Below are 13,243 nucleotides of genomic sequence, written 5' to 3'. Positions count from 1 at the left end.
TCGTTGGCGTACTTTTCAACTAATTGCTCTTCCACCGAGCTCAGCGCTTCACCTAACAAATAGCGTTGCGTAAAAGCATTGCCTTTGTATAGCTGGTGCCAGCGCTCAATTACTTCACGTACAGACCAGCTCGCAGCCTGATCCTGTGCAACATGCAGCACCACATGAAAGTGATTCGACATCACTGCATAGGCAGCGATGTCGATGGCAAAGACTTGGGCTTGCTCTAGCAGTAATGACTCAATCCAGCCTCGGCGATGCTCAAAGCTGCGCCCTTCCTGATCAAAGCCGCATAAAAACGCCCGCCGCACACAGCGTGAAACGCAGTGATAATACGGCGTGGCTTCCAGAGAAACGAGTTCTTTGCGCGGTTTAGGCATGGCCGACTCCCCGTGAATAGGATCTGCTCAGAGCCTAGCCAGCAGATTTAGGCGCTGCCATCAGGCAGCTTTCTTATGATGACTGTCCTGTTTATATGTCCTGTTTATATGCCCCCCATCGCCAGTTTCACCCGAACCTGTAGAGCCCTGAGGCTTGTCCTTATCTGACTTCGGCAGCCTCGCACCCCCAGCCAGTGCCCGACCACCGGACGTACCCACCGCCATCAGCGTTTCCTTACCTTCGCGCTCACCGAGGTCTTGGTGATCTTGCACACCCATCCAACGCAAAATAGCGTTTGGCAACTCCCAGCTCAGACCAAAGGACTTCCAGCAAGCGTAAAAATGAAGGCCGGTGTAAATCCACATAAGGGGTCAGAGCTTAAGCTCTGACCCCAGCTAGCACACAATACAAAGCCGCTCTTAGCTCAAAATGCGCTCTCGCATACAGGTTTTGCGCGACTTAGCATGCCACCTAATTTTGCACAGAACTTGGCAGTTAAAAACAACCAAGAGTCACACTCCTCATATAATCCGGCCAATAAAAAAGGGCCTTGCGGCCCTTTAAAGTCGAACAATAATTACCCTACACTCTCAGCATTAATGCGCTGATACCACTCCTGTGGTCCGGTTTGGTGAACCGATTCGCCTTTGCTGTCGACGGCAACGGTCACTGGCATATCTTCCAGTTCAAATTCATAAATCGCTTCCATGCCCAGGTCTTCAAAGCCCACCACTTTGGCGCCTTTAATCGCTTGCGACACCAAATAAGCGGCACCGCCTACCGCCATTAAATACACGGCTTCGTTGTCTTTAATGGCTTCAATCGCCATTGGGCCGCGCTCGGCTTTACCGATCATGCCCAGCAGGCCGGTTTTTTCCAGCACGGTGCGGGTGAATTTATCCATCCGCGTGGCAGTGGTTGGGCCGGCAGGGCCAACCACTTCTTCGCGTACTGGGTCGACTGGGCCAACGTAATAAATAAAGCGGCCTTTTAAATCCACCGGCAGCTCTTCGCCTTTGGCGATCATATCCACCATGCGCTTATGAGCAGCGTCGCGACCGGTGAGCATTTTGCCCGACAGCAAAATGGTTTCGCCTGGCTGCCAGTCTTTTACATCTTCTGGCGTGACGGTATCCAAGTTCACGCGGCGTACGTTATCGCCCACTTCCCAGCTAATTTCTGGCCAATCTTCTAATTTTGGCACTTCTAATTGTGCAGGTCCCGAGCCATCCAATACAAAGTGGGTATGACGCGTGGCCGCACAGTTAGGAATAATCGCCACGGGCTTGTTGGCGGCATGGGTTGGGTAGTCGGCAACTTTAACGTCCAACACTGTGGTTAAACCACCGAGACCCTGGGCGCCAATGCCCAATTTATTCACTTTTTCGAACAGCTCTAAGCGCAGCTCTTCTGAGCGATTAGAAGCACCGCGTGCTTGCAGCTCGTGAATATCAATCGGGTCGAGCAGAGCTTCTTTGGCGATTTGCATGGCTTTTTCTGCCGTGCCACCAATGCCAATGCCGAGCATGCCAGGCGGGCACCAGCCAGCACCCATTTTGGGAATTTGTTCCAGTACCCAATCCACCACAGAATCCGATGGATTCAGCATGGCGAATTTGCTTTTTGCCTCAGAACCACCGCCTTTGGCCGCTACGTGCACGTCAACGGTATTGCCCGGCACCAGCTTCATATGAATCACGGCAGGCGTGTTGTCTTTGGTGTTGGCGCGCTTGCCATCTGGGTCGGCCAGCACCGAGGCGCGCAATACGTTATCTGGGTGGGTGTAAGCACGGCGCACGCCTTCGTTGGCCATGTCTTCCACACTCATATCGCCTTCGAACTTAACGTCCATGCCGATGGTGAGGAACACGGTGACAATGCCGGTGTCTTGGCAGATCGGGCGCTTGCCCATGGCACACATGCGCGAGTTGATCAGAATCTGCGCCATGGCGTCTTTGGCGGCCTTAGACTCTTCTTTTTGATACGCCTCGTGCACGGCGTCGATAAAGTCTTTCGGATGGTAATAAGAAATGTACTGCAGCGCGTCTGCCACGCTTTGGATCAGGTCTTCTTGCTTGATCACCGTCATGGGAGGTCTCTCTCTGGCTAGGTAACAACACACCCGGCATGGCCGGAGGTGTTCAGGGCCAGCCCGCTGACTGGACCCCGGTCGGTTGGCTCGGATTGTACCGCAAGCCGAGTAAGGCTAAAACGGCCACCACCAACTGCCTTCTTCCTCAGACTCGTCTACCTGCCCTTCAAACACCTGCTCTAGCTCTGGGTCGCTTTCCAGCTGCAAAGCGCTGAGCTTTTGCATGCCGTCATCGAGCATGCGGGTTTGGCTCATTTCTTTAAACGCCAGATTGGGTGCCACCAGCTGCAACGGGCCATCGCCCAGCGGTGTGCGCTCTAAATCCGGGGTAATGGGGGCGGGGTCGATTTCGGAATAGCGCCAGTAATAGATTTGCCCGGCTTGAGCGCTAAAGCTGATTTCGCTGAGGCGGTGGATTTCAAAACTTTCGATGCCTTCAAAACCAAATAAGCCACGACGAATCACCAGGTCGTACTCGCCCGGCTCCAGCTCATACCAGGTATAACCACCGCCTTTGATGTTGAACAAGCGCTCGCCATTGACGTTAAAGCTGGGCGCTTCGATTTCATCCATGGCCCACTGGCTGGGCGGGCGGTAGATGTACATAAAGGCCGACTGGCCCCGCTTGCACATATGGCCGGTGCCAACAAACTCCGCCCCGTCGGGCTCACTTAAATAGGCGCCAAAGTTATGACCAATCGATTGATGGACCGTGCAACCGCTCACCAGGAGCAGTGCGGCCAATGAGATGCCTGCTTTTATCATTATTGTTGTGCCTGCAGCAGCGACCACGAATTGGGCCAGTCAGTGTACAAGAAAAAAACGCATTGCTATCATGCCACACTTACACAAAATAACAAAAACAGCGAGGTCAGCTCAATGGACAGACCCTCGACCTTTTCACCTAGCGCTCTAGCAACTTTGGCATTTGGCCTGCTATTAAGTGCTGGCTCGGTATATTCCAGTGATGCTGGCTACTACACCACGGAAATCGACCAGGCCGTTGAGCACGCGCAACGCCATCCGGTGCGCACAGATATGGTCGGCGATACTTGGTACGACCGCTCCACTTACAACAGCTTTGCCTTGCCCTCGCTGCCCAATGAGGTGATGGACAGCCAAGTCATTGAAGGGGCAATGGGGCCTACCGCCGCTGGTGAAGCTGCTGCAGCCGAAGCCGCTCGTCCAGTGCGACAAGCGGCCCTAGGGCGCAAAGATCGCAATGTCGACGACAACACCGACGAGCAAAGCGATAGCAGCGCCAACACCGAAGTAGAGCAAGACACCAACGAAGTGGTCATCGATGAAATATCGTATGAAAGCGAGGCCTTTACTGGCCGCGTGCGCGGTGTGCGCTCCAGTGTCAGCATTCAAGCCACTTCAAGGCCTTAAGCGGGGAAATGGCCATGCGATTATCGATGCTGTGCCTGACATTGTTGGCCACCACCAGCTGGGCCAATCAGGACAACTACTATTCCGACGATTTATTTGAAGCCATTGAGGCGGCGCGCCAGTACACCCATCATTACGACTACAGCCAGCCCTATCGCTATAACCGCACCACCTCACTCAGCATTGAATTACCGCGTCTGCTGAATCAGGAAATGGCGCAAAAGTACGTGATGACGCCAGACCAAGTCGATTTACAGGGCAACCCGAAAAACACCCACGCCTTACCGGCCGACAAAGCCAATACCAACACCACGCCGGCACAAAGTAGCAGCGTGGCCACCAGTGTCAGCCAGCCTGTGTCGGTGCGAGTGAGCACTCGCTAGCAGGCTAGCCATACTGCAACAGCTTTTGCCTGAGCCGCTGGCGCACTTTGGCGGCCAACTGCAGCAAAGTTGCATCCCGCTGCCACTGCTGTGCTGCCTGATCTTTCAAGCCTTTGGCTGCCTCTGTCATCGCCGCCAGCAACGCCTCTGTAGCTTGCAAGCCGGTGGCACCATAGCCGTCTGCATGGCCGGCAAAATGCTGTATTAAGCCATTGGCCGCTGGCGCCAGAGTGTCATCCGCTTGCTCTAAGTGAGTACCTAGCCAGCCGGCAAAAGCCAAGCTGACGTGTACGTCTTCCCAGTAGCGAAACGGTTTATTAAAGCGCTCATGGGCATCGGCCTGGATAAAGTCGGCCTCGACCTGAACCTGCTGAAATTCAACCGCACTGTGCTGCACCTCGGGCACCATGGGCTGCGATTTAGGAGCACTGGCGTTAATGCCAGGCGCATCAGCTGCGACTTTGAGCAATAGCAACTGCTGTTGCTGACGCGCCAGCACATACAGCCAATCCAGCTGGCGCGGCTGCATCAACATAACGTGGCTTTTGCTGCCAGTTAGCACATTGCCCTCCAACTGACACGACATCGCTCGCAGCGAGGTCATGCCCTTTTCTGACACGCAAAACGCACCCAGCTCACCGGCCGCCAGCTTTGGGTCCACATAGCGGCACGCCAGTTGATAACCGAGCAAAAAAGCCGCTGACAAAGATGGCTGCTGCGCCCCCAACTGCCAAGCCAACAAAGCAGAGTTGGCGATGTCACTGGCAGCCGGTAGCTGATCACGAATAGCGCGGATCATGGTTGCAATTGCGGTCTGAGTGCGGCCATTTGCTGGCGCAGTGAGGTAATCACCACTTGTTGATCGCGCAGTTGTTGCGCTTGTTGCTTAACCTGCTGCTCCAGCATTTGCAGCGCTTCGCTGTTTTGGTTGGCGCGCAGCTCGGCGGCATTAACCCCCGCCAAGCTGGCCTTGTGCTGTGCCAGTTGCTGCTGCATCTGCGTCCATTGCTGCTGCAATGCCGGCGGCAGTTTGCCCTGATTACCTTGCAACTGTTTTACCTGTTGCTCGGCACTGGCCAGGCTTTTTTCTAGCGCTTGCAGGGATTTTTTCAGCTGCTGTTGCTGACCCTGCACTTGCTGCTGTTGTTGCTTCAGCTGCTTGAAGCCATCGCTGTTGCTCTCGATGTTGGCTTTGTTGCGCTTATTGGAAACATCCCACAGCTTGCGGATCTCACTCATGTGCATTTTTTGCGTGGCGCGCACCGCCTGCAACGACACATTGGCGTCTTCGTCCGTCGCACTGAGCTGTTGCTGCAGGGTTTGCAAACTTTGCTGTTGTTGCTGCAACTGTTGTTGGGCTTGCTGCAGTTGCTGGAACTGCCAATAACTGAATGCCCCCAACCCTGCAGCTGCTAACAAAGCCAAACCGGCAATCATACTGGCGGCTGACGAAGATTGGCTGCTCGCAGCCGGCGCTGGCCGCCTCGGGGGCTCGTCAGCGCTGAGTTGAATATCAGTAACAATGGGCTCTTGGCGATCTGACATACACTACTTCCTGCTTACCATTTGCTGCTCAGTCTTGCGCGCCAGTATACCGGCTTGCCAAGCGGTAGCGAGCGCCTCGATACCGGCAATTCCCCTGTAAAGGCAAATAACCGTACATTTTGCGTGAATAGCACGCCCTTGGGGGCGGTGCTATCATGCCGGCGACAATGACATCGGGCCTTGAAAACCTCAGCGCCCGACCACACATTGAAGATAACAGGCTCAGTAAAGAGCCTCGCGCTAAGCAACCTGACTCAGCTAAGAATGGAGACCTATCATGGCGTTCGAATTACCGGCACTGCCTTATGAAAAAAATGCTCTGGAGCCACACATCTCACAAGAGACTCTGGAGTACCATCACGGCAAGCACCACAACACCTATGTTCAGAAGCTGAATGGCCTGATCGAAGGTACTGAATTCGCTGATAAGTCTCTGGAAGAGATCATCAAAGCTTCTTCTGGCGGCGTATTTAACAACGCAGCGCAAATCTGGAACCACACCTTCTACTGGCACAGCCTGAGCCCCAACGGTGGCGGCGAGCCTACCGGTGCGATTGCAGAAGCGATCAACGCGTCTTTCGGTTCATTCGCTGACTTCCAAGCCAAGTTCAACGATATGGCGGTAAACAACTTCGGTTCTAGCTGGACCTGGTTGGTGAAGAAAGCCGACGGCACTCTGGACATCGTTAACACTTCTAACGCAGCCACCCCGCTGACAGAAGAAGGCCTGACGCCACTGCTGACCGTTGACCTGTGGGAGCACGCCTACTACATCGACTACCGCAACGTTCGCCCTGACTACCTGAAAGGTTTCTGGGCACTGGTTAACTGGGACTTTGCTAACCAGAACCTGGCGGCTTAATTCAGCCGTGTTCATGAGCCGGGCGCTGCCCGGCTTTTTTGTGTCTGCTTGTTGGAAAATCTGATGAAATTACTGCTCGCCTCCAGTTCGCCCTACCGCCAGCAACTGCTCAAACAACTGCGCATCGATTTTGACAGCGCCAGTCCAGATATCGACGAAACCCCTTTACCAGGTGAAAACCCTACCAGCTATGTACAACGCTTAGCAGCAAACAAAGCCGCAGCACTGGCGAGCGATTACCCACAGCATTGGATCATCGGCAGCGATCAAACCTGCGTATTAAACGGCAGCATCTGTGGTAAACCCGGCAGCGTCGACCAAGCCGAAGCACAACTGATGGCCGCCAGCGGGCAACGTGTTGAGTTTTTAACCGGCCTTTGCCTGCGCGCACCAGACGGCCGCCAGTGGTCGCTGGTGGAGCCTTTTGCGGTGCAATTCAGGCCGCTGACGCCGGCATTAGTAAAGCGCTACGTGGCGCTGGAGCAGCCGCTCAATTGCGCCGGCAGCTTCAAGGTAGAAGGCTTGGGTATTAGCTTGTTTGAGGCACTGGAGGGGCGGGACTTTAACAGCCTGATTGGCTTGCCGCTGATTGGCCTGCGCGAACTGTTGGCACAAGCCGACGTGGAACTCTTGCAGCTGGCGCACTGAGCGCCAACTGCAATCTAACGCGCTTAGCGCTGCAGCGGATAGCCCTCAAACAAGTTTTGCATGCGGGCATCAACGTCGTCTTGCCCTAACTTATCCGACAGGGTGAACTCCCAAATGCCTTCAAACTTTTCACGCGCCAGCTCGGCGCTCTTGCCTTGGGAGGTCACAATGGTAGGGCGCAGGAACACCATCAAATTGCTCTTCACATGCTCTTCTTTGGTCGAGCGGAACAACCAACCCAGCAGTGGAATATCGCCCAGCAGCGGCACCTTGCTTTCGGTTTCACGCACTTCATCGCGAATCAGACCGCCTAGAACGATGGTTTCTTCATCTTCGGATAAGATCATGGTTTTGATCGAGCGTTTGTTGGTAATTAGGTCAGCGCTACCGTCGATGGTGGTCGGCGACACAGATTCCTGCGCCACCTCCACCTCTAAGCGCACATCATTGCCTTCATGAATGTGTGGCTTCACCTTTAAGGTAATGCCCACATCTTCACGCGTAATGGTGGTGAAAGGGTTGGAGTTATCACTGCCGGTGGTGGAGCCGGTGCGGAACGGCACGGTCTGACCGACGATGATTTCCGCTTCCTGGTTATCCAGCGTCATTACACTGGGGGTCGACAGCAGGTTGGTGTTGGTTTCACTTTCCAACGCCTGAATAATCACACCAAAATCAAACTCGCCATTGATCTCGCTAAAGCCACCCAGGTTCAAACCATTGGCAACGGCGCTGGCGGCATCGCCCTTTATCACCGAGCTGGCGATGCTGCTGATGGATGGGCCAGCATTGTTAAAGTTGGTGCCCGCAACCGGCGCATCCAGGTTGCCCGTTGCCCACTGCACGCCCAAGGCGTCGTTGACATCACCGGTCACTTCCACGATGGCGGACTCAATCAATACCTGCGCGCGGCGCACGTCGAGAGAGTTGACCAGCTCTTCGATTTCTTTCATCAACGAAGGCTCAGCACGCACCACCAAGGCGTTCAGTTCTTCATCGGCGTGAATACCGGCTTTGCCTTTGGCTTGGTTTTCACCTTCGGCCGCTGGCGCATCAGCCAACAGGCCCTTTAATAGCTCGGACAACTTCTTGGCATCGGCGTACTTCAAGCGTAAAACCCGAGCACTGCCCGAGAAGTAGGACGGTTGATCCAGCTCTTCGATCAGTTTGCGAATGCGCTCACGAGCACTTTTTTCACCCTTGATGATCAGCCGGTTACTGCGCTCATCGGCGACCACGCGAATGCTGCCGGAGGTGTTGTCTTGGCTGTTGTTGCCCTGGCTGACTTTAGACGGGTCCAGGCTTTGCAGCATGGTCACGACGTTGCCGACCCAGGCTTCTTTTAGCTGAATGACTTCCAGCTCTTCACTGCCGGATTTATCCAGGCGCTGAATGATTTGCTCTATACGGCGAATGTTGGTGGCGTGGTCAGAGATAATCAGCGAGTTAGCCGATTTCACCCCAGCCAAATGGCCATACTTGGCAACGAGCGGGCGCAAAATAGGCACCAGATCCAACGCCGGGGTATTTTTAATGCTGATGACTTTGGTCAGCATTTCCTGGCTTTCGTCCGGGATCGACACGGCCATGTCGCGGCCTTGCTGTTTGATCTCGTTCTGCTGCACCACCAACGTCACGTCGCCCGCAGGCACGGCCGCAAAACCGTGCACCTGCAGCACCGACAAGAACAACTCGTAAACGGCCTGCTCATCCATGGGCTCACTGCTGAGCACATTGACCTTGCCCTTGACCCGTGGATCGACCACAAAGCTCTTGCCGGTAATGTCTGCTACCTGACTGATAAAGGCACTGATATCGGCCTCTTTCAGGTTGATTTGCCAGCTGTCTTGGGCGTGGGCGGTGGCCATCATCAGTGCCAGCGCTCCCGCCATTAACCATTGCTTCAACACACTGTGTTCCTTTAGTTCAAACTGTGATTGACCACGAATCTTTGATTGCCGCGCTGCACTTCAATGCGCGCCTGCCCGGAATCCTGCACTTGCTGCAAAATCATTTGATCGGCACTGGCATCACCCAGGCGCTGACCATTGACCGACAGCACGATATCACCTGGACGTAAATTCAGCGCCGTTAACATCGAGCCAGGTTGCACCCGATAGCCCTGCCCTGGGCCATTGCTTTGCAGCCCGAGCTGGCGAATGGCATCCTCAGGATCTTGAGATGCAGCATCGGTTGTCATCTGTAAGAAATCTGATGGTGAGCGCACTTCGCGGAAGCGCTCACGCAGAGAAACCGACGGTGCGCTGGGCCGACTGACCGTGCGGGCACTCACACCGCGGCGGTTTTGCTCTTCAAACTTCAGGGTTTCCAACTTGCCGTTGGTATCAAGAATGACCTTATCGGCGTAAACACCCGCCAACTTGGTGCGGCCTTGGATGCGATCACCGAGGCGGTAAAACTCACCATCGCCATTTTTGGGCGCGATGATGGCGCCGGAGCCTTGCTCCTGGCTGGCGACGGTGACGCCGAGCAGCTCCAGTCGCAATTTGGTATCTGGCGCATCGACGGTCTGCTTAACCGGCTCCACCGGCTCGGCACCGGCTTCACCGAACAGGTGATAGTCGGAGGTGCCGGCGACTTGCACGATGTTTTGCCCTGCACCGGAGCTCTGGGTCGGTGTCGGCAATACCACAGGGGCTGGGGCCACCAGCAGCCAAAACAAATGCGCCAGCTGCAGGGCAATGACAATGGTGAACACCAGCTTACCGAGTCGCAAACACCAGCGCTGCCAAGCGGGCTGGGCGACACCTTCCGTGGAAGCTGCTGTTGAGGGTTGCATCATGTAGACATTCCGTTACTGCTTTAAACGGGCACACACCCGCCACTAAAGGCGCTCAAGGTTATAGAATCTTTTCAGACACTTCAAAAATTACCGTATCGGCTTCTGCTTGCGCGGGCCATGGCTGACCTAACACATCTAAGAAGCGACGGCGAATGCGCGTCCCTCCCCAACCATCTGCTTGCAAATACAGCTGGCCCAAGGCGTCACCTTCGGTGGTGTTGAGGTCAACAACTGTCCGCTGCTCTTGCTGGGCAATGTCGCCAATTACCATAGGTAAGGTGGCAGAGATGGGTTTGCCATCGACCGGAAAGGACACATCACCACCGCTAAACACCAGCCGGCCACGGGCATCCAGCAGCTGTGGCGTCGCCAAGTCGATGTGGGCATGCAGCTGGCTCAGCTCAAATTCACCGGCCAAGCTGGCTCTACCTCGACGCAGCAAAGGTTGCAGCAATGACGAATCGAGAAAACCACTGACCTGTTGCAACTGCACCTGCTGATCAAGGCCAACGGCCACTTCACCATCAAGACGTGCGGCATTGGCTTTGACTTGCAGGGTTGATGACAGCTGCCCCAACAATAACGCCGACGGCGCGATCTGCCAGCGGGCGTCTACTCGCCCTAAGGTGGCGTCGCGCAGTTGCACTTGGCCCTGCCATAACGTACCCGTGACGCTATCCACCTGCACTGGCAAAGGGCCAAGTTGAGGCTTCAGGTAAGGCCAGATGAAGTGCAACGGCGTTTGCAGTGCGCCGGCGATCAAAAAAACGAACAGCCCGAGAATCCAATACCAACGGGCGGCCCAAAGTGCTTGCAGCATGATGTTTTGTCTGTCCGTAAATGAAAACGACGGCCATTCTACTCAACCGGGCGGGCGAGTGTAACGACGTGTTATGACAGCTTTGTAAAAAATGCTGCCTTGTTTGCATTCTTTGCTGCTTAACGCCGGACGCTAAATGGCTCGGAGATCAACGCCGCTTGATTACCTCGCGCCGCGATCACCAGCCGATATTGACCACCGGCCAGCGGCTCATACCAGCGCAGTTGGTAATGGGCCATGCCTTGCTCTGCGTTTTCTAGCCAACGAACTTCCAAGTCGTAGCCGTCATCGGACACAGGCACATATTGTCGATACAGCCGTTGCCATTGGCCATCGCGCCAAACTTCGACATGCGCCAAAGGGCGATGAAAATCGATGTGAGACGGCCCGACGTCCTGCCATTGCCAGCTTAGGTAGTCTTGCTCGTGCGAGGCATCCGCCAGCGTCCATTGCTGCTGTTGCAACCATTGGCGCTGCCCTTCAACAGGCGTACTTGGTGGGAGAAAGCGATTGGTCTTCAACGCATAGCGCCAGTTCGGCAGCAACTGTTGCAATGACCCCTGCTGGCGCAGGTCGGCTGCCAACTGCTGCAGCTGAGCACGAATATAAGGCGTGGTATGGCGGCCATACAGGGTATGCCCGCCCTCATAGTTTTGGCGGGCGTATTCTTCCACCGTGGTGCTGTAACCGAAGTAGCCATTGCTGGTGCTGGTCACCCAGGCATGGCGCACAGGCTGTTCATCAACCTCCAACTCCTTCAGCACCGCCTGACTGATGCGCCGTCCAGCTTCCGTGGTGACTTCAAAGGGCAGCGGCAATATCGCGGTGTCGTTAATGCGCAACAACTGGAACAGCACGATGTGAGGAAAGCTGTCTTTCGGCTCCAGCAGTGGCTGTAAAAAAGAGAACCCCAAGTGGCGCTTATTGCCTTGGCAGCCATCGGTGTTAAACCACCAACGCCGTGACATAACATTGCCACCTTTTAACAACGGCACCGCCGCCAACCACGGCGTGCGGCGCTCATAAGCCCCGGCGGCGACTGGATTACCTACTGCAGCATCCTGGCATAAGACGACATCGCCTACGCGGTTATTGCGGCGAATATCGACTTCACGCGCGGCACTGGCCAAGCTCAACTGCGGACTCAGCTCTGAGCCCAGCTGTTCAAACAAATCGATGGCGTAGCGCCCCAGGCGACGCCCTAACTGCTCCGCCTCACGCCAATTCACGTCATGATGGCCAAAGGTATTGTCGCCACGGTCTGGCAGCGCTGGCGCCATATCGCCTTGAGTGCCCGTGGTCATGGCATGCACGACAGGCCAAGGCGTTTCGTGACGACTGCGCATCTGCCACTCCAGATCTTTTTGTGCGTAAGCGAACAAATCCGCGTTATAGACCTCAACGGGCACAGCCAAGGTCGTGGCATGCACGGAGAAGCTGGAAAATGCCGCCAACGGATAATACCGACCGTCATCGCCCTCGGCATCGACACGGACCATGTACAAGTTCGGGTTTACGGCACGGAATTTGGCCTGGGGGTCATTGAGATCGATGCCGTCAATGTTGTCATTCAGCACATAAGCACTGAGCGAGCGGTTACGGTTAATGCCGTACACCTGTTTCACACCCGTGGCCACCTGAGCGGGGCGCTGCCGCTGATAAGCCTCTTCAATGCCGGTACTGATGCGCTCAGTAATAAATGCCAAGAAGTCAGGTTCCAGCCACTGGCCGCTGGACATGTGTTTGTTGTAAAAATCGTTGTGGAAAAAGTTCACCGGCGCCGAGTGACTGTGAGAACCAGTAATGACGATATCCCCAGGGTTCAGCCCAGTAACCTTGGCCACACGGGAGGCCACTTGGTGATGCACCAGCAGCGAGCCAGCCGCTAAATCCGTCTGCACCAGCGCCAGCGCTTGTCCCTTGCCATCATTTAAATACACCACTCGCGCTTTTAAACGTGTACGAAAGCCTTCGCCACGGTTGGCCATCACCGAATAACCGCCCATTGGCATACCTGGGGGCGGGGTAATGTCGATACTGACTGCAGCCGCCGTCGCCTGATCTGCTGCGACCGGTACCGCTGGTTCAGGTTGGTTAATTCGAATCTCTTGGCTAGCGACACAGCCCGTCAGCCAAGGCAAGCATAAGGGAACCAAGATGCGCCAAACCATGGCAGCGCAATGACGTTGGAAAGACATAGTGAGATACCAATGTTGTCGTTATTGTTTTGCACATTAGTACCATAATGATAAAAAAAGACCACTGTGAAATTCATACCTCGGCATTAGCCGGTGCCAGCAATACCGAGTGCACTGGC

The 13,243-nt window shown here is 55.2% G+C and carries 13 protein-coding genes; 4 read left to right on the top strand and 9 right to left on the bottom strand.

Features of this window, described 5'->3' with window-relative positions:
* The 3 genes from IE090_RS03660 to IE090_RS03650 form a co-directional block, all read right to left on the bottom strand.
* The coding region (locus IE090_RS03660; protein ID WP_308428483.1) for a transposase at positions 1-380 on the bottom strand (380 nt) is incomplete at its 3' end.
* 578 nt (positions 381-958) lie between these two features.
* Positions 959-2,470 (bottom strand): fumarate hydratase, encoded by a 1,512-nt coding sequence (locus tag IE090_RS03655; protein WP_189386995.1) that lies wholly within the window; start codon positions 2,468-2,470, stop codon positions 959-961.
* A 117-nt stretch (positions 2,471-2,587) separates the two neighbouring features.
* On the bottom strand, positions 2,588-3,217 hold the full coding sequence (locus IE090_RS03650; RefSeq protein WP_189386994.1) for a DUF2846 domain-containing protein: 630 nt from the start codon (positions 3,215-3,217) through the stop codon (positions 2,588-2,590).
* Between the two features lie 135 nt (positions 3,218-3,352).
* Between IE090_RS03650 and IE090_RS03645 the strand changes: the two genes are divergently transcribed.
* Positions 3,353-3,865, top strand: a complete 513-nt coding sequence (locus IE090_RS03645) for a hypothetical protein (RefSeq protein ID WP_189386993.1) — start codon at positions 3,353-3,355, stop codon at positions 3,863-3,865.
* A gap of 14 nt (positions 3,866-3,879) precedes the next feature.
* Complete coding sequence (locus tag IE090_RS03640) at positions 3,880-4,248, top strand: hypothetical protein (protein ID WP_189386992.1); 369 nt, start codon at positions 3,880-3,882, stop codon at positions 4,246-4,248.
* 4 nt (positions 4,249-4,252) lie between these two features.
* On the opposite strand, the gene IE090_RS03635 is transcribed toward IE090_RS03640, so the two are convergent.
* Both IE090_RS03635 and IE090_RS03630 read right to left on the bottom strand, forming a co-directional pair.
* Positions 4,253-5,047, bottom strand: a complete 795-nt coding sequence (locus tag IE090_RS03635; protein ID WP_189386991.1) for a hypothetical protein — start codon at positions 5,045-5,047, stop codon at positions 4,253-4,255.
* The gene (locus tag IE090_RS03630; RefSeq protein ID WP_189386990.1) at positions 5,044-5,793 is read right to left on the bottom strand and encodes a hypothetical protein; all 750 of its coding nucleotides are present in this window, start codon (positions 5,791-5,793) and stop codon (positions 5,044-5,046) included. Before IE090_RS03630 ends, IE090_RS03635 begins: the two co-directional genes overlap by 4 nt.
* A 277-nt stretch (positions 5,794-6,070) precedes the next feature.
* On the opposite strand from IE090_RS03630, the gene sodB reads away from it, so the two are divergent.
* Both sodB and IE090_RS03620 read left to right on the top strand, forming a co-directional pair.
* Positions 6,071-6,655: a superoxide dismutase [Fe] gene (gene sodB, locus IE090_RS03625; RefSeq protein WP_189386989.1), complete on the top strand. Its 585-nt coding sequence runs from the start codon at positions 6,071-6,073 to the stop codon at positions 6,653-6,655.
* A 63-nt stretch (positions 6,656-6,718) separates the two neighbouring features.
* Positions 6,719-7,303 carry a Maf family protein gene (locus tag IE090_RS03620; protein ID WP_308428482.1) on the top strand — a complete coding sequence of 195 codons (585 nt, stop codon included), beginning with the start codon at positions 6,719-6,721 and terminating at the stop codon, positions 7,301-7,303.
* 23 nt (positions 7,304-7,326) lie between these two features.
* On the opposite strand, the gene gspD is transcribed toward IE090_RS03620, so the two are convergent.
* The 4 genes from gspD to IE090_RS03600 form a co-directional block, all read right to left on the bottom strand.
* Positions 7,327-9,213, bottom strand: a complete 1,887-nt coding sequence (gspD, locus tag IE090_RS03615) for a type II secretion system secretin GspD (protein ID WP_189386988.1) — start codon at positions 9,211-9,213, stop codon at positions 7,327-7,329.
* Between the two features lie 11 nt (positions 9,214-9,224).
* A complete protein-coding gene (locus tag IE090_RS03610; RefSeq protein ID WP_189386987.1) occupies positions 9,225-10,106 on the bottom strand; it encodes a type II secretion system protein N in 882 nt (293 codons plus the stop codon).
* 58 nt (positions 10,107-10,164) lie between these two features.
* Positions 10,165-10,926 (bottom strand): type II secretion system protein N, encoded by a 762-nt coding sequence (gspN, locus tag IE090_RS03605; RefSeq protein WP_189386986.1) that lies wholly within the window; start codon positions 10,924-10,926, stop codon positions 10,165-10,167.
* A 119-nt stretch (positions 10,927-11,045) separates the two neighbouring features.
* The gene (locus tag IE090_RS03600) at positions 11,046-13,124 is read right to left on the bottom strand and encodes a neutral/alkaline non-lysosomal ceramidase N-terminal domain-containing protein (protein ID WP_189386985.1); all 2,079 of its coding nucleotides are present in this window, start codon (positions 13,122-13,124) and stop codon (positions 11,046-11,048) included.
* Between the last annotated feature and the right edge of the window lie 119 nt (positions 13,125-13,243).

It is taken from the genome of Bacterioplanes sanyensis, assembly GCF_014652515.1.
Lineage (GTDB): Bacteria > Pseudomonadota > Gammaproteobacteria > Pseudomonadales > Oceanobacteraceae > Bacterioplanes > Bacterioplanes sanyensis.
The sequence above is the reverse complement of the archived record's forward strand: the minus strand, read 5'-3'. Positions and strand labels throughout refer to the sequence as shown.

Excerpts from the sequence above, each read along its gene's own strand:
- IE090_RS03655 (WP_189386995.1), bottom strand. The coding sequence starts at position 2,470 with ATGACGGTGATCAAGCAAGAAGACCTGATCCAAAGCGTGGCAGACGCG.
- IE090_RS03645 (WP_189386993.1), top strand. The coding sequence starts at position 3,353 with ATGGACAGACCCTCGACCTTTTCACCTAGCGCTCTAGCAACTTTGGCA.
- IE090_RS03640 (WP_189386992.1), top strand. The coding sequence starts at position 3,880 with ATGCGATTATCGATGCTGTGCCTGACATTGTTGGCCACCACCAGCTGG.
- IE090_RS03635 (WP_189386991.1), bottom strand. The coding sequence starts at position 5,047 with ATGATCCGCGCTATTCGTGATCAGCTACCGGCTGCCAGTGACATCGCC.
- IE090_RS03630 (WP_189386990.1), bottom strand. The coding sequence starts at position 5,793 with ATGTCAGATCGCCAAGAGCCCATTGTTACTGATATTCAACTCAGCGCT.
- sodB (WP_189386989.1), top strand. The coding sequence starts at position 6,071 with ATGGCGTTCGAATTACCGGCACTGCCTTATGAAAAAAATGCTCTGGAG.
- IE090_RS03620 (WP_308428482.1), top strand. The coding sequence starts at position 6,719 with ATGAAATTACTGCTCGCCTCCAGTTCGCCCTACCGCCAGCAACTGCTC.
- IE090_RS03610 (WP_189386987.1), bottom strand. The coding sequence starts at position 10,106 with ATGATGCAACCCTCAACAGCAGCTTCCACGGAAGGTGTCGCCCAGCCC.
- gspN (WP_189386986.1), bottom strand. The coding sequence starts at position 10,926 with ATGCTGCAAGCACTTTGGGCCGCCCGTTGGTATTGGATTCTCGGGCTG.
- IE090_RS03600 (WP_189386985.1), bottom strand. The coding sequence starts at position 13,124 with ATGTCTTTCCAACGTCATTGCGCTGCCATGGTTTGGCGCATCTTGGTT.